Raw genomic sequence first — 15545 nt, 5'->3', positions numbered from 1 at the left:
CGGCGCGGCCTGGTCGGCGGGCCGGGGCGTGGCCGCCGCGTGGACGTCCTCGCGCGTGATGACGCCGTCCGGGCCGGACGGGGTGATCAGGGCGAGGTCGACGCCCAGGTCCTTGGCCAGCTTGCGCACCGGGGGCTTGGCCAGTGGACGGGCCTTGGCGGTGACCGCGCCGTCGTGGCCGTTCAGCTCCGCCTGGATCGCCTGTGCCGGGACCGTGGCCTCGGGGCCCTTGCGGGGGCGGCGCCTGGTGGAGGACGTCGCCACGCCGTAGCCGACGAGGACCGGCTGGCGGGCCGCCGGCTTCGGCTCCTCCTCCGGCTGAGCCGGTTCCGCCTGCGGCTGCCCGGCGGGCTCCTGCGGTGCGGCGTCCCCGGCGCCGGCCACGGCCACCGCGATGATGGACGTGCCCACGTCCACCGTGGTGCCCTCGGGGAAGTGCAGCTCGCGGACCACCCCGTCGTAGGGGATGGGGAGTTCCACCGCCGCCTTGGCGGTCTCCACCTCGCAGACCACCTGGCCGTCGGTGACGGTGTCACCCGGCTTGACGTACCACTTGAGGATCTCGGCCTCGGTGAGTCCCTCGCCCACGTCGGGCATCTTGAACTCGCGTACGGATGCTTCCGTCATCGTCGTCACGACCCTCTCCTCAGTACGCCAGTGAGCGGTCGACGGCGTCGAGCACGCGGTCGAGGTCGGGCAGGTACTCCTCCTCCAGGCGGGCCGGCGGGTACGGGGCGTGGTAGCCGCCGACCCGCAGGACCGGTGCCTCCAGGTGGTAGAAGCAGCGCTCGGTGATCCGGGCGGCGATCTCCGCGCCGGAGCCGAAGAACACCGGCGCCTCGTGGACCACGACCAGACGGCGGGTCTTCTCCACCGACGCCTGGACGGCGTCGAAGTCGAGGGGGCTGACCGAGCGCAGGTCCAGCACCTCCAGGGACCGGCCCTCCTCGGCCGCCGCGTCGGCCACCTCCTGGCAGAGCTTCACCATCGGGCCGTAGGCCGCCAGGGTGAGGTCGGTGCCCTCGCGGACCACGCGTGCCTTGTGCAGCGGGGCCGGGATCGCCTCGAAGTCGACCTCGCCCTTGTCCCAGTAGCGCCGCTTGGGCTCGAAGTAGATCACCGGGTCGTCGCTCTGGATGGCCTGCTGCATCATCCAGTACGCGTCGGAGGAGTTGGACGGGCTGACCACCTTCAGGCCCGCCACGTGCGCGAACAGCGCCTCGGGGGACTCGGAGTGGTGCTCGACCGCGCCGATGCCGCCGCCGTAGGGGATGCGGATGACGACCGGCAGCTTGACCTTGCCCAGCGAGCGGGCGTGCATCTTGGCCAGCTGGGTGACGATCTGGTCGTAGGCCGGGAAGACGAAGCCGTCGAACTGGATCTCCACCACCGGGCGGTAGCCGCGCAGGGCCAGGCCGATCGCGGTGCCGACGATGCCGGACTCGGCGAGCGGGGTGTCGATGACCCGGCTCTCGCCGAAGTCCTTCTGCAGGCCGTCCGTCACCCGGAAGACACCGCCGAGCTTGCCGACGTCCTCGCCCATGACGAGGACCTTGGGGTCGGTGTCCAGGGCGTGGCGCAGCGACTCGTTGATGGCCTTGGCCATCGCCATCTTCTCGGCCATCTCAGTGACCCCCTTCATCGGCGAACGACGCCTGGTAGGCGGCGAACTGGGCGCGCTCCTCGTCGACGAGCGCGTGCCCGTCCGCGTACGCGTTCTCGAAGATGGCGAACCGGTCCGGGTCGGGCATGGCGCGGACCGCTTCGCGCACCCGCTTGCCCAACGCCTCGGACTCGGTCTCGAGTTCCGCGAAGAACGCCTCGTCCGCGTGATCAGAGGTCTCCAGGTACCGGCGGAGCCGCAGGATCGGGTCCTTCGCCTCCCAGGCCAGCCGCTCCTCGTCGCCCCGGTAGCGGGTGGGGTCGTCGGAGGTGGTGTGGGCGCCCATGCGGTAGGTGTACGCCTCCACCAGGGTGGGGCCCTCGCCGCTGCGGGCGCGCTCCAGCGCCCGCTTGGTGACCGCGAGGCAGGCCAGCACGTCGTTGCCGTCGACCCGGACGCCGGGGAAGCCGTAGCCCTGGGCGCGCTGGTAGAGCGGCACGCGGGTCTGGCGCTCGGTCGGCTCGGAGATCGCCCACTGGTTGTTCTGGCAGAAGAACACCACCGGGGCGTTGTAGACCGCGGAGAAGGTGAACGATTCGGCGACGTCGCCCTGGCTGGAGGCGCCGTCGCCGAAGTAGGCGATGACCGCCGAGTCCGCGCCGTCCTTGGTGATGCCCATGGCGTAGCCGGTGGCGTGCAGCGCCTGGGAGCCGATGACGATCGTGTACAGGTGGAAGTTGTTGCTGTTGGGGTCCCAGCCGCCGTTGTTCACGCCGCGGAACATGCCGAGGAGGTTGGTGGGGTCGACACCGCGGCACCAGGCGACGCCGTGCTCGCGGTAGGTCGGGAAGACGTAGTCGTCCTCGCGGGTGGCCCGGCCGGAGCCGATCTGGGCGGCCTCCTGGCCCAGCAGGGAGGCCCACAGGCCCAGTTCGCCCTGGCGCTGCAGGGCGGTGGCCTCGGCGTCGAAACGACGGGTGAGCACCATGTCGCGGTAGAGGCCGCGCAGCTCTTCCGGGGTGATGCCGGCGACGTAGGCGTCGTACTCGGCGTTCTTGACCCGCTTGCCTTCCGGGGTCAGGAGCTGCACGAGTTCGGGGTCGGTGCTCTTCTTCGTGCTGCTGCGGGTGGTGCGCTTGGCGCCGGTGGCTCCGGCACTGCTGCCGGTGGTGCCGGCCTTGCCTGCGGCGCTGCGTCGCGGCTTGCGCGCGGCACTGCTCTCCACGGTCACGTGTGCTCCTCCGTCGTTCCGGCCCCCGGGGTTGCCGGTAGGCCAGTGCGGCTCACCTGTTTCGACCACCGGGCACGGGGTGGGTGCCACTCGGCCGGGAACAGGCGTGACAGGTGCCCCGGCGAGCGCCCTGCGACCATTACGTTACCCAGTGCCTCACATTTCTGTGAAACCCCGTTTGACCTGCGATTTTGCTTGGATTTCCAAGTAAATCGAGGCAATGCGAAAGCGTGCTGGTCACAGCCTTGCGGCAGTCCGGAGCAAGCGCACGTTATCTCGCCCACCCAGGTCCCGGGAAGGGTTCCATGTGAATCACACCTCGTGCCCGAAGACTGAAATATAGGGGTATTTCAGATCGATGGCCACGGGATTGCGGGTCGTAGCACCGCCCGGGACCCCTCGTCCCGCCCTCCCGTCCGGCCTCCGGGAAAAAGACGATCAAGAATTCCGCCCCGGCCGCCTCGCCCCGATCCGGAATGGGACGGGCCTGCGTGCCGGCCGCTTTCGGCGCCCGGGCGCGGGCCGAAATCGCCGTCCATGACCGAATGCGACCGTCGGCGACTGCCTGTGACAAGGCCCAGCTCACAGGGGCCGCGCGTGCCCTACCATCTGGCGCGTGCCGCGCTCATGTGTACCCCCCCTCGTGCCCCACGCGCCCCCTCTGGGCGCCCTGCTACGCCTGTACGCCGCGGGTACCGCCCTCACCTGTGAGCCGGTCGACCAGGGGCTGCTCAACCGCGGCTACCGGCTGTGCACCACCCGCGGCCGCTACTTCCTCAAACACCACTTCGACCCGGACACCGCCGACCCGGTGGCCATCGAACGCCGGCACCGCGCCACCCAGCGCCTCGCCGACCTCGGCGTCCCCGTCGCCCCGCCGCTCGCGCACCGCGAGGGCCGCACGGTCGCCGTCGTCGGCGGCCACGCCTACGCCCTGCACCCCTGGATCGACGGCGGACACCGCCACGGCGGTCAGCTCACGCGCGGGGAGAGCGCGCGCCTGGGCGCGCTCCTGGGCGCCGTACACGCCTGCCTGGAGCGCGTGATGCCCCCCAAGGGGCGCACCCGCCCGGCGACCGGCCCGCACCCCGTGGAGAGCGCCGACCCGGCCGACACCTTCGCCCTCATCGACGACCTGCTCGCGCACGTACGCCGGCACCGCCCCGCCGACGCCTTCGACGAACTCGCCCGGCACCGGTTGCTGGAGCGCCGCGCGCTCCTGGAGCAGCACGCGGACCGGCGCCCGCCGCGCGGCGGCTCCGTGGGCTGGGTGCACGGGGACTTCCACCCGTTCAACCTGCTGTACAAGGACGACGCCCCGGCGGCCATCGTGGACTGGGACCGGCTCGGCGTGCAGCCGCGCGCGGAGGAGGCCGTCCGCGCCGCGGTGATCTTCTTCGTCCGGCCCGGCGGGACGCTGGACCTGCCGAAGGTGCGGGCCTACGCGCGCACGTACCGGCGCGCGGCCGGCGCCACGCCCTCGGAACTGGCGGCGGCCGTGCACCGGGTGTGGTGGGAACGGCTCAACGACTTCTGGATGCTGCGCTGGCACTACGAGCGCGGTGACACGCGCGCGGACTGCCAGTTCCCGGCCGCGTCGGCACTCGCGGTGTGGTGGACCCGCGAGTACGACGCGGTGTGCGACGCGTTCGTGCAGTGAGCCGGCCCGGCCCGGGCCCGATGAGGTGAGGCCGGATCAGGTCCGGTCAGGTTAGGCCGGATCAGGACCGGTCAGGTCAGGTCGGGTCAGGCCGGGCCGGTCATCGATCGCCGGGTCGTCTCAAGCCGGCTCAGGTCGCGCCTGGCCGGCCCAGGCCGGATCAGGGCCGGCCGGATCAGGACCGGTCGGGTGAGTCCGTCCCTGCCGCCGTGGGGGTCCTTCAACCGGTGGTGTCGCCCGAGGCGCCGTCGGTCGTGGTCCCGTCGGTGGTGGTGCCGGTGCCGCCGTCCGTCGTCCCGCCGTCCGTGGTCCCGCCGTCCGTCGTCCCGTCGGTCGTGGTCCCGCCGTCGGTGGTCCCGTCGGTCGTGGTCCCGCCGTCCGTCGGATCCGTGGGCTGCGACTGCGAGGGCTGCGGGTCCGACGGCTCGTCGCTCGGCGTGGAACTGGCCGACCACGACTGGCTGTACGACGGCGTGGTCGCCGGCGGCCAGCCGGAGCCGGTGTCGGTGTCCGAGCCGTCGTCCGTGGAGGGTTCGGAGGGCTGGTCGGTGTCCTTGTCGGACGGCGTCGGGGAGGGCGAGGTGTCCTTGGTGCTCTTGGAGTGCGTCGTCTTCGGCTTGGTGTCGGTACCGCTGCCGCCGGTGCCGCCGCCGCCCTTCAGGGCCAGCGCCACACCCGCGGCGATCGCGATGACGGCGAGTACGGCGAGGACGACCAGCTTGCCGCGCCCGCTGCCCTTGTTCCCGTGCCCCTCGAAGCCGCCGTCGTCGCCGTTGCCGTAGCCCGCGGGCAGGATCGGCTGCGGGATCTGCGCGGTGCCGGCCCCCTCCACGGGGTGCGGCATGACGGTCGTCCCGGCGAAGCCGCCCGCCGGGGTGTGCCGCCCGTCGTGCGTCTGGACCGGGCCGGTGTTCCAGGTGCCGGTGTGGGCGCCCTGCTCGTACAGCATCTGCAGGCCGTACTGGACCAGGCCGCGCATCTCCTCGGCCGTCTGGAACCGGTCGTCGGGCTCCTTGGCGAGGGACCTCATGACCAGGCCGTCCAGCTCGGGCGGGCAGGTCCCGTCGGCGACCTGCGACGGCGGCACCGGCATGTCCTGGACGTGCTGGTACACCACCGACAGCGGGGTCTCACCGGTGAACGGGGGCCGCAGCGAGAGGAGTTCGTAGAGCAGGCAGCCGGTCGCGTACAGGTCGGAGCGGTGGTCGACGGCCTTGCCGAGCGCCTGCTCCGGGGAGAGGTACTGCGGGGTGCCCATGACCATGCCGGTCTGCGTCATCGTCGTGGACGCGCCGTGCAGGGCGCGGGCGATACCGAAGTCCATCACCTTGACGGCACCGCTGTCGGTGATGATGACGTTCGCCGGCTTGATGTCACGGTGCACGATGCCATGCTGGTGCGAGTAGGCGAGGGCCTCCAGCACGCCGGAGACGATGATCAGGGCCTGCTCGGGGCCCGGCGCCTCGGCGTTCAGCAGGAGGTCGCGGATGGTGCGGCCCTCGACCAGCTCCATGACGATGTAGGGCACGGACTGGCCGCCCACCACGTCCTCACCGGAGTCGTAGACGGCGACGATCGCATGGTGGTTGAGACCCGCGACCGACTGCGCCTCGCGCGTGAAGCGTGCCTTGGAGACCGGGTCCTCGGCGAGGTCGGCGCGGAGCAGCTTGACCGCGACCGTGCGGCCCAGGCGGACGTCCTCGGCCGCGAACACCTCGGCCATGCCGCCCCGGCCCAGCCGGTGCGTGAGCCGGTACCGGCCGTCGCCGACGAGCCCTCCGTTACCCCACAGCTCCGGCGCGTCCGACATGCCGCCGCCAGTCGCCTCGGGGTCGGACGGGCCCTGAGAGCGCTGCGTCTGTGCCATCAGTCCTCGCCGTCGTTTCTGCCCGCGGTGCGCGCGGTGTTGTCACGGTCTCCGTCCGGCCACGCTACAGCCTCCGTGGGGGCCGCCGGTCCGGAACGGCAACCGGGACCGACCCGAGACGGACCGGCCATGAAACCTCTAGCACGCGCTGTCGTGCAAATTCTGTGCGCCGGTCGTACCTCACCTGTAACGCTTGCGCGACGCTTGCTGCCCGTACGGTCACGGAACGGGCACCGAGCTTGACGTGTCGGTGCCCTGGGGCAGACTTGGCCGGGAATGACACATTCGATCAAGGCCTGTCCGCAGGATGACGGTGCCGGACGGCCAGTGGGGGACGCGGAGAGATGAGCCAGGACGGCGCACACGGCCGGTACGCGGGGCAGGCGCTGGCCGGTGGCCGCTACCAGCTGCGCGACTTGCTGGGCGAGGGCGGCATGGCCTCGGTGCACCTGGCGTACGACTCGGTGCTGGACCGCCAGGTCGCTATCAAGACGCTCCACACCGAGCTCGGCCGGGAACCGGCCTTCCGCGAACGCTTCCGCCGCGAGGCGCAGGCCGTGGCCAAGCTCACGCACACCAACATCGTCTCCGTCTTCGACACGGGCGAGGACGAGCTGACCGGCACGGCGACGCCGTACATCGTCATGGAGTACATCGAGGGCCGGCCGCTGGGCTCGGTCCTGGAGGAGGACATCCGCCAGTACGGCGCGATGCCCGCCGACAAGGCGTTGAAGATCACCGCCGATGTGCTCGCGGCCCTGGAGATCAGCCACGAGATGGGGCTGGTCCACCGCGACATCAAGCCGGGCAACGTGATGACGACCAAGCGCGGCGTGGTCAAGGTGATGGACTTCGGCATCGCCCGGGCCATGCAGTCCGGCGTCACCTCGATGACGCAGACCGGCATGGTCGTCGGCACCCCGCAGTACCTGTCGCCCGAGCAGGCCCTCGGCCGCAGCGTGGACGCCCGCTCCGACCTGTACTCGGTCGGCATCATGCTGTTCCAGCTGGTGACCGGGCGGCTGCCGTTCGACGCCGACTCGCCGCTGGCGATCGCGTACGCGCACGTGCAGGAGGAGCCGGTGGCGCCCTCCTCGGTCAACCGCGCGCTGCCGCCCGCCGTGGACGCGCTGGTGGCCCGCGCGCTGCGGAAGAACCCGAACGAGCGTTTCCCGACCGCCGAGTCCATGCGTACCGAGTGCCTGCGCGTCGCGGCCTCCTTCCAGGCGGCGCCGCCGAGCATCGTGCCCGGCGCCGGGCCGCAGCAGAGCGGCTCGGGCGTCGGCTCCGCCGTGTTCCCCCCGGTCGGGCAGGCCCCCTCGGCACCGCAGGGGCAGGTGCACACGCCGTACCAGCCGACGCCGGTGCAGAACCAGACCCCCAACCCCTACGGCCACCCGACGCCCGCCCCGTCCTACGGCTACCCGCAGCAGGGCGGCTACCAGACGCCTTCCGTGGGCTACGGCCCGCAGACCGCGCCCACCACCCCGCCGCCGTACACGATCGCGCCCCAGCAGGCCGGGCCGTCCGCCGGCGGCGGCCGCGGCAGGCGCCCGGTGGTCATCGGTTCGGTCGCGGTGGCGGCCATCGTGGCGATCGGGGTGATCGTCGCCCTGACGCTGAACAACGGCGACGACACCCAGGGCGGCGGCACCGACTCCCGCGCCTCGGCGGCGGCCGCGTCCCACCGGGCGGGTTACCGCGGGCCGGACCGCACCCGGCTGATCGACAAGACCAAGTGCACCGATCCGCAGGAGTCGTACTCGGACCCGGACAAGGTGCAGATGCCCGACTTCCGGTACAAGGACATCAACTCCGTGAAGTCGTGCCTCCAGGCCGCGGGCTGGAAGTGGGACATCAAGGCCCAGGACGACAACACCTGGGGCGACGGGACCATCCTGAACCAGTTCCCCGCCCAGGGCACCGACATCGACCCGGACGACGTGGGCAGCATCCAGCTCAGCGTCTCGACGGGCAATCCCCCGCAGTGACCCGCCCCCCGGCGGCCAGGTGCGGCTGCGGCCGCCCCGGCGCCCGGGACACAGGAGGGGCCCGGCGGTCGACCGCCGGGCCCTTCGTGTGTCGTGGCCGGACAGGCCGGTGGGATGACTACAGGTACGGGCCGCCCGACCTGCCGCCCATGGGGTCCTCGCCGCCCTCCGGGCCGCCGACGCCCGGCGGCAGCGCGCGGCGCATCTGCTCCAGCTGAGCCCGTGCGGCCATCTGCTGGGCGAACAGGGTCGTCTGGATCCCGTGGAAGAGGCCCTCCAGCCAGCCCACCAACTGTGCCTGTGCGATCCGCAGTTCCGCATCGCTCGGGGTGGCCTCGTCGGTGAACGGCAGGGAGAGCCGCTCCAGTTCCTCGACCAGTTCCGGGGCCAGGCCGTCCTCCAGCTCCTTCACCGAGCTGGCGTGGATCTCCTTCAGCCGGACCCGGCTGGCCTCGTCGAGGGGAGCCGCGCGCACCTCCTCCAGCAGCTGCTTGATCATGCTGCCGATGCGCATGACCTTGGCCGGCTGCTCCACCTGTTCCGTCACCGGGGTCTCACGGGAGTCGTGGTCCCCGCCTCCGCCGAGCGCCATCCCGTCCTGGCCCAGGACCAGGATCTGGGGATTCTCGGACGACCGTTCGTTCCTCGGCATCTCCATGCCGCCATTCTCTCGCACGCCGCCACCTCATCACCGTGGTGCCCCCTCATGCGGTTGATCCACCGTTTAGACCTGTCGGCCCAATCCGGAATGCCCGATCAGGCGATGAATGTGAGGCTTGTTTCCGTTGGTTATCCGTAGGTCATGGCATTCATGGCACCTGGGCTCCGGGAGGTCACCGACGTGACTCCACGCCTGCGACTCACGCTCCGCTGTCTGCGGCTGCTGGCCGTCCTGACGGCGACGGCTCTGCCGGTGTACGGCGCCGCGGTCGCGTACGGCGGCACGGCCGCGTACACCGCCGAGCCGGGCCCTGCCCGGGCGTCCGCCACGGGGCACGGGGAGGAGCAGCGGGGTCCGACGCGGCACGCGTCCCCCGAGCACTCCCCGCCCCGGCACTCCGGCCCGGCCGGCCCGGCCGGCGGGCATCGGGGGCAGGAACGGCCCGGCGGCGACGGGCCGAGCCCGGAGCCGTCCGCCCCCGTCGCCGCGCACCGGGACACGCCCACGCCTGTGCCCATGCCGTCCGACTCCGCCTCGGCGTCGGTCCGCCCCGCGCACGCCTCCGTCTCCGCCTCGCCGTCCCGTGCGGGCAGCCTGCCCGGTGAGGGCCGGATGCGGCCGGGCCGGCCGGACCGGCTCACGGCCGAGGCGGAGGAGGAGGACGACGACGACCAGGCCACCGCCACCCCCGCAGCACAGCCGGCGGAGCCGGAGACGACGGACCTGCCGGCCGCCTCCGAGCCACCCGCGGAATCGGGACTCGACTCCGCAGCGCCCCCGCGGGCCGACACCCGGCAGGCGGCGCAGGACGAGGCCGCCGCGGAGCCGGTCCTGCGGATCCTCCCGCTGGGCAGCGGCCTGGTCCTCATAGGCCTGGGCCTGGGGCTGGCGCTCCTTGGCCTGCGGCTGCGCAGGAGCTGACCGCCGGCACCGGCCCGGCCGCCGCGGCACCGGCCCGGCCGCCGCGGCACCGCCCGACAGAGCCCGTCGGCACCCGGCAGCACCCGGCAGGACCCGGCACCGAGACCCGCGCCGCACGCGGCACTCGGCGACGCCACGGCACCCCGCCCGTCACCCGGCCGGTGTCACGGCGCCACCAGCAGCACCTTGCCGATGTGACCGCTCGCCTCGACCAGGCGGTGTGCCTCTGCCGCCTCCGGCATCGGCAGCTCCCGGTCCACCACCGGGCGGACCTGCCCGGTGGCGAGCAAGGGCCACACATGCTCGCGGACGGCGGCGACGATGGCCGCCTTCTCACCCAGCGGCCGGGCGCGCAGCGAGGTCGCGCTGATCGCGGCCCGCTTGCCCAGCAGCGCGCCGATGTTCAGCTCGCCCTTCGCCCCACCCTGCATGCCGATGATCGCGAGCCGTCCGTTGGCGGCGAGGGCCTGGACGTTGCGGTCCAGGTATTTGGCGCCCATGTTGTCCAGGATGACGTCGGCACCCGAGCCGCCGGTGGCCCGCTCGATCTCGGCGACGAAGTCCTGCTCGCGGTAGTTGATGAGCACGTCCGCGCCCAGCTCGGCGCAGAAGTCCAGCTTCTCCTTGGTGCCGGCGGTCACCGCGACCTCGGCACCGACGGACTTGGCGAGCTGGATCGCCATCGTGCCGATGCCGCTGGAGCCACCGTGCACCAGGAGCCGTTCGCCCGGGCGCAGCTGGGCGACCATGAACACGTTGGACCAGACCGTGCAGACCACCTCGGGCAGCGCCGCCGCCCGGACGAGGTCGATGCCCTCGGGCACGGGCAGCAGCTGCCCGGCCGGCACGGCCACCTTCTCGGCGTAGCCGCCGCCCCCGAGCAGCGCGCACACCTCGTCGCCGACGGCCCAGCCGGAGACACCGGGGCCGAGCGCGGCGATCCTGCCGGAGCATTCCAGGCCGGGGTAGGCGGAGGCGCCGGGCGGCGGGTCGTAGAAGCCCTGGCGCTGCAGGATGTCGGCACGGTTGACGGCGCTGGCCACCACCTCGACCAGCACTTCGCCCTCGCCGGGCACCGGATCGGGCACCTCGTCCCATACCAGTTTCTCGGGACCACCAGGTTCGGGAATCGTGATCGCATGCATGCCGCCGACGCTACTCCCCACCGGCGCCGTCACCCGTGCGGCAGGGGGCGGGTGTCCGGGGTGACCTGGCTGCCCGGGGTGACCCGGACGATGGTGATGAGCCGGTCGGTCAGCTGGAGGGTGCCGACGGCCGGATCGTCGTAGCCGAGTACCCGGTGGCCACGGACGACGCTCACCACGAGGTCCTCCGTCTCGCGTGGCTTCCTGCCCACCTCGCCGCGGACCACCGGGCGTTCGACGAGGTCCAGGCCGCTGCCCTGCTGGATGAGGTCCTCCATCACCATGCCGGCGGCGGGGCTGAGCACGGACAGCCCGAGCAGCCGGCCGGCGGCGCCGGAGCTGGTGATGACGGCGTCGGCGCCGGACTGCTTGAGCAGCGGGGCGTTCTCCTCCTCACGGACGGCGGCCACGATCTTGGCGCCACGGTTGAGCTGGCGCGCGGTCAGGGTGACGAGGACCGAGGTGTCGTCCCGCTGCGGGGCGATGATGATCTGCCGGGCCTTGTGGACCTCGGCGCGTTTGAGCACGTCGCTGCGGGTGGCGTCGCCTATGACACCCACGTAGCCCTCCGCCGTCGCCGCGTCGACCGCCTTGGCGCTGGGGTCGACGACGACCACCTGCTCCTTCCTCAGCCCGGTGGCGCAGACGGTCTGGATGGCCGACCGCCCCTTCGTGCCGAAACCGATGACGACGGTGTGGTCACGCAAGGTGGACCTCCAGCGGTTCAGGCGCCACTCCTCGCGGGTGCGCTCGGTGAGGACCTCCAGCGTGGTGCCGACCAGGATGATCAGGAACAGCACGCGCAGGGGCGTGATGACGAAGATGTTGGTGAGCCGGGCACCGTCGCTGACCGGGGTGATGTCGCCGTAACCGGTGGTGGAGAGGGTGACGGTCGCGTAGTAGAACGCGTCGAGCAGGTCGACGGCTCCGTCGGCGTTGTCGTGGTAGCCGTCGCGGTCGGCGTAGACGACGAACGCGGTGGCCACCAGCACCACCAGGGCCATGATCAGCCGCTTGACGACCTGGCGGATCGGGCGGTCCACCACCTTTCTCGGCAGCTTCACCCGTTGGGTCGCCAGATGTTCGCCCGCCTGGCGGGCGATGGCGTCGTGGCCCGGAAGTTTCACGTGAAACACACCCCGATCCCGGCGGCGGCCCACGGCAGGTCGAGCAGTTCCGCCTCCTCGCCCTGCCGGGCCCCGCCCGGGGGCACGACGGCCAGCCCGTCGGCGGCGGCGATACCCCGGAGCATGGCCGGGCCGTTGTAGTGCAGCGGGACGGCGTGGTCACCGCGCAGCACCACGGGGATCAGCCGGGTGTCGTACGGATGCCCCGGCACCGCCTCCCTGAGCGGCAGCGCGTACGGCTCGGGGGCGGGACGGGCGGCGAGGGTCCGCAGCAGCGGCTCGGCGAGCGTGAGCAGGCCGGAGACGGCCGCGAGGGGGTTGCCCGGCAGGCCGACGAGGTGCTGGTGGTCCTTGGTGCGGGCCAGCAGCATGGGGTGGCCGGGGCGCACCTTGACGCCGTCCACGAGGAGTTCGGCGCCGAGGCGTTCCAGGGTGGGGTGAACGTGGTCGACGGGGCCGGCGGCGGTACCGCCCGTGGTGACGATCAGGTCGGCCTGGGACGCGGCGACCGCCTTGCGGAGGGCCCGGGCGTCGTCACCGAGGCGGCGGACGGCGACGACGTCGGCGCCGAGCGCGCGCAGCCAAGGCGGCAGCATGGGGCCCAGCGCGTCCCGGATCAGCCCGTCGTGCGGCAGGCCCGTGGTCAGCAACTCGTCGCCGAGGACGAGGACTTCGGCCCGGGGGCGCGGGACGGCGGTGACCGTGTCGTAGCCGGCGGCCGCGGCGAGCCCCAGGACGGCGGGGGTGACCAGGGTGCCCACGGGCAGCAACTGGTCGCCGGTGCGGCACTCCTGGCCGCGGGGCCGGATGTCCTGGCCGTGGAGCATCTCGCGGGTGGTGTGCAGCCGGCCCTGGGCGTCGGTCCGGCCGTGCTCGGTGCGCAGGACGGCGGTGGTGTCGGCGGGGACGCGGGCGCCGGTGGCGATACGGACCGCCTCCCCGTCGGTGAGCGGCTCGGGCTGCGCGTGCCCGGCGAGCACCCCCTCGTCCCGGACCTGCCAGGGGCCGGGACCGGCGACCGCCCAGCCGTCCATCGCGGAGGTGTCGAAGGAGGGCAGATCGGTGAGCGCGTCGAGCGGGGCGGCCAGGACCAGTCCGAGGGCGTCGGCGAGGTCGACGGAGACGGGGACGCGCCGGGTGCCGGCCGGGGTGCCGCCCGCGCTCTGCGGGCCGTGGCTGCGCGCGGCCCGGGCGGCGATCTCGCGGGCCCGGGTCCAGGGGGTGGCCCTGTGCCGTTCGGCGGGACGTTCACCGGAGGGCTGCGGGGACGGTGCGGGCAGCTGGCCGGCCCCGTCGTCCGTGCCGTCGTCCCGGTTCTCCCGGTGGCCTTCCCTCACCAGTGCCAGGGCCTCCTCGACGTCGAGGTCGTCGGTGTCCCCGTCGGGTGCTTCGGCCCGGGTGCCGGGGGCGGTCATCCGGCGTCCGGGGCGCTCGGGCCCCCGGTGCTCTCGTTCGTGCCGCCGTCGGTCTCCTCTTGCCAGGTGAGGGCCAGCGCGGCGGCCTTGCGGGCGGCCTCGGCGACGGCCTCGGGGTCGCCCTTGCCCCTCGCCGCGGCGTAACCGACGAGGAAGGTCGTCAGCGGCGCGGCGGGGCGGGCCACGCTGTGCGCGGCGTCACGGGCCAGGTCGAGCAGGACGCCGGTGTCGACGTCCAGGTCGATGCCCAGTTCGTGCTTGACTGCGGAGATCCATTCATCCAACACGTACCCATGCTCCCTGATCCGTGCCCTGGCGTCGGCGATGTCGTCCCAGGTGTCGCAGTCGAAGGACGCGAGCGGATCCGGAACGCGGGTGAGCCGGAGGTCCCCGGTCAGCCGGCGCAGGGGCAGCCCGGTGAGGCCGCCGTGCGCGGCGGCGAGGCCGGTCAGTCCGTGGCGCAGGGCCGCCGTGCGGTAGGCGGCCACGAGCGGCTGGTCCCGGCCGTCGGCGTCGGTGAGCAGCGCACCGTCGGCCCCGGTGTCCTGAAGGGTGGTCAGCAGCCGTCGGACCGTGTCCCGTGCGAGGAAGGGCAGGTCGGCGGAGAGCACGACGGTGTGACCGGCGGTGGTGCTCCGCAGGCCGGCCGCCAGCGCGGCGACCGGTCCGCCGCCGGGCGGCTCCTCGCACGCGAAGCGCACCGGCCGGACGGTGGGCCGGGGTGCGGCCACGACGACGGTCGTCCGGGCGTCCGCGCAGGCCGTGAGCACCCGGTCGAGCAGCGCCCGGCCCCCGATGCGGATCCCGGGCTTGTCGGCTCCGCCGAGCCGCCGGGCGGCGCCGCCGGCCAGGACGACGGCGTCGTACGGCGCGGGCGTCCGGGCAGCGGCGGGTGCGGTCTCGGTCACCTACCGAGTATGTCCCGCCGGCCCCTCGTTCCGGATCCGGCGCACGTCACGGGGTGCGCCGGCTTTCCCCTCACAGCGTGCGCAGCAGCACCGCCGGCTGTTCCACGCAGTCCGCCACATGGCGCAGGAAGCCTCCCGCCGTGCCACCGTCGCAGACCCGGTGGTCGAAGGTGAGCGAGAGCTGTACGACCTGGCGGACGGCCAGCTCGCCCTCGTGCACCCACGGCTTGGGGACGATCCGGCCGACGCCGAGCATGGCCGCCTCGGGGTGGTTGACGATCGGGGTGGAGCCGTCGACGCCGAACACCCCGTAGTTGTTCAGCGTGAAGGTGCCGCCGGTGAGGTCACCGGGGGTGAGCGTGCCCGCCCGGGCGGCCTCGGTGAGCCGGGCGAACTCGGCGGTCAGGGATTCGGCGTCGCGCGCGTGGGCGTCCCGGACGACGGGCACGACCAGTCCGCGTTCGGTCTGGGCGGCGAACCCGAGGTGGACGTGGCCGAGGCGGACGATCTCGCGGGCCTCGGTGTCGACGTAGGAGTTCAGCTCGGGGAACCGGGCCAGGGCGGCCGTGCAGATCCGGGCGAGCAGCGCCAGGACGGAGATCTTGGGACCTCCGGCGGCGTTCATCGCGGCCCGGCACCGCATGAGTTCGGTCGCGTCGGCGTCGACCCAGCAGGTCGCGTCCGGGATCTCCCGGCGGCTGCGGGAGAGCTTGTCGGCGACGGCTCCGCGGATGCCCTTGAGCGGGATCCGGACCTCTCCCCCGGCGCGTGCGGCGGGTGCGGGGGCCGTTTCGGTCCGCTCCTCGTCGGCCGTGCGGGCGGGCGCGACGGCGGCCCGCAGCGCGTTCTCGACGTCCGCGCGCAGGATGAGCCCGTCCGGCCCGGAGCCGGTCAGCTGCCGCAGGTCGACGGCGTTGTCCCGGGCGAGCTTGCGCACGAGGGGCGAGATCACGGGGACCGGGCCCTCGCCCGGCGTGGCGGCCGGGGCCGGGGCCGCCGTAGCCGGGGCTGGGGCC

At 73.1% G+C, this 15545-nt stretch carries 13 protein-coding genes; 3 read left to right on the top strand and 10 right to left on the bottom strand.

Features of this window, described 5'->3' with window-relative positions; genetic code table 11:
- The 3 genes from GT045_RS18375 to pdhA form a co-directional block, all read right to left on the bottom strand.
- Positions 1–636 (bottom strand): biotin/lipoyl-containing protein (locus tag GT045_RS18375; protein ID WP_345942684.1); only part of this gene is annotated, 636 nt, incomplete at its 3' end.
- Between the two features lie 10 nt (positions 637–646).
- Positions 647–1624: an alpha-ketoacid dehydrogenase subunit beta gene (locus tag GT045_RS18370; RefSeq protein ID WP_161294983.1), complete on the bottom strand. Its 978-nt coding sequence runs from the start codon at positions 1622–1624 to the stop codon at positions 647–649.
- Between the two features lies 1 nt (position 1625).
- Positions 1626–2834, bottom strand: coding sequence for a pyruvate dehydrogenase (acetyl-transferring) E1 component subunit alpha (gene pdhA, locus GT045_RS18365; protein ID WP_161294977.1), 1209 nt, complete (start codon positions 2832–2834; stop codon positions 1626–1628).
- A 643-nt stretch (positions 2835–3477) separates the two neighbouring features.
- Here pdhA and GT045_RS18360 point away from each other — a divergent pair.
- Complete coding sequence (locus GT045_RS18360) at positions 3478–4494, top strand: phosphotransferase (protein WP_345942683.1); 1017 nt, start codon at positions 3478–3480, stop codon at positions 4492–4494.
- Positions 4495–4714: 220 nt separating this feature from the next.
- On the opposite strand, the gene GT045_RS18355 is transcribed toward GT045_RS18360, so the two are convergent.
- Positions 4715–6361 carry a protein kinase gene (locus GT045_RS18355; RefSeq protein ID WP_202516122.1) on the bottom strand — a complete coding sequence of 549 codons (1647 nt, stop codon included), beginning with the start codon at positions 6359–6361 and terminating at the stop codon, positions 4715–4717.
- 344 nt (positions 6362–6705) lie between these two features.
- On the opposite strand from GT045_RS18355, the gene GT045_RS18350 reads away from it, so the two are divergent.
- Positions 6706–8352 (top strand): protein kinase, encoded by a 1647-nt coding sequence (locus GT045_RS18350; RefSeq protein WP_161334827.1) that lies wholly within the window; start codon positions 6706–6708, stop codon positions 8350–8352.
- Positions 8353–8470: 118 nt separating this feature from the next.
- On the opposite strand, the gene GT045_RS18345 is transcribed toward GT045_RS18350, so the two are convergent.
- The gene (locus tag GT045_RS18345) at positions 8471–9010 is read right to left on the bottom strand and encodes a bacterial proteasome activator family protein (RefSeq protein WP_161294973.1); all 540 of its coding nucleotides are present in this window, start codon (positions 9008–9010) and stop codon (positions 8471–8473) included.
- 153 nt (positions 9011–9163) lie between these two features.
- On the opposite strand from GT045_RS18345, the gene GT045_RS18340 reads away from it, so the two are divergent.
- Positions 9164–9934, top strand: coding sequence for a hypothetical protein (locus tag GT045_RS18340; protein WP_202528415.1), 771 nt, complete (start codon positions 9164–9166; stop codon positions 9932–9934).
- 164 nt (positions 9935–10098) lie between these two features.
- On the opposite strand, the gene GT045_RS18335 is transcribed toward GT045_RS18340, so the two are convergent.
- The 5 genes from GT045_RS18335 to GT045_RS18315 all read right to left on the bottom strand — a co-directional run.
- The gene (locus GT045_RS18335; RefSeq protein WP_161334826.1) at positions 10099–11079 is read right to left on the bottom strand and encodes an NAD(P)H-quinone oxidoreductase; all 981 of its coding nucleotides are present in this window, start codon (positions 11077–11079) and stop codon (positions 10099–10101) included.
- Between the two features lie 29 nt (positions 11080–11108).
- The gene (locus GT045_RS18330; RefSeq protein ID WP_345942682.1) at positions 11109–12206 is read right to left on the bottom strand and encodes a potassium channel family protein; all 1098 of its coding nucleotides are present in this window, start codon (positions 12204–12206) and stop codon (positions 11109–11111) included.
- Positions 12203–13621 carry a molybdopterin molybdotransferase MoeA gene (locus tag GT045_RS18325; RefSeq protein ID WP_161334824.1) on the bottom strand — a complete coding sequence of 473 codons (1419 nt, stop codon included), beginning with the start codon at positions 13619–13621 and terminating at the stop codon, positions 12203–12205. Before GT045_RS18325 ends, GT045_RS18330 begins: the two co-directional genes overlap by 4 nt.
- Complete coding sequence (locus tag GT045_RS18320) at positions 13618–14529, bottom strand: molybdenum cofactor guanylyltransferase (RefSeq protein ID WP_161334823.1); 912 nt, start codon at positions 14527–14529, stop codon at positions 13618–13620. The genes GT045_RS18325 and GT045_RS18320 overlap by 4 nt, the downstream gene beginning before the upstream one ends.
- 70 nt (positions 14530–14599) lie before the next feature.
- The coding region (locus GT045_RS18315; protein ID WP_161334822.1) for a dihydrolipoamide acetyltransferase family protein at positions 14600–15545 on the bottom strand (946 nt) is incomplete at its 5' end.

It is taken from the genome of Streptomyces sp. SID486 (genome assembly GCF_009865385.1).
In the GTDB taxonomy this organism is placed as follows: Bacteria; Actinomycetota; Actinomycetes; order Streptomycetales; family Streptomycetaceae; genus Streptomyces.
The sequence above is the reverse complement of the archived record's forward strand: the minus strand, read 5'-3'. Positions and strand labels throughout refer to the sequence as shown.

Excerpts from the sequence above, each read along its gene's own strand:
- GT045_RS18335 (WP_161334826.1), bottom strand. The coding sequence starts at position 11,079 with ATGCATGCGATCACGATTCCCGAACCTGGTGGTCCCGAGAAACTGGTA.
- GT045_RS18370 (WP_161294983.1), bottom strand. The coding sequence starts at position 1,624 with ATGGCCGAGAAGATGGCGATGGCCAAGGCCATCAACGAGTCGCTGCGC.
- GT045_RS18345 (WP_161294973.1), bottom strand. The coding sequence starts at position 9,010 with ATGGAGATGCCGAGGAACGAACGGTCGTCCGAGAATCCCCAGATCCTG.
- GT045_RS18340 (WP_202528415.1), top strand. The coding sequence starts at position 9,164 with ATGGCACCTGGGCTCCGGGAGGTCACCGACGTGACTCCACGCCTGCGA.
- GT045_RS18325 (WP_161334824.1), bottom strand. The coding sequence starts at position 13,621 with ATGACCGCCCCCGGCACCCGGGCCGAAGCACCCGACGGGGACACCGAC.
- GT045_RS18350 (WP_161334827.1), top strand. The coding sequence starts at position 6,706 with ATGAGCCAGGACGGCGCACACGGCCGGTACGCGGGGCAGGCGCTGGCC.
- GT045_RS18355 (WP_202516122.1), bottom strand. The coding sequence starts at position 6,361 with ATGGCACAGACGCAGCGCTCTCAGGGCCCGTCCGACCCCGAGGCGACT.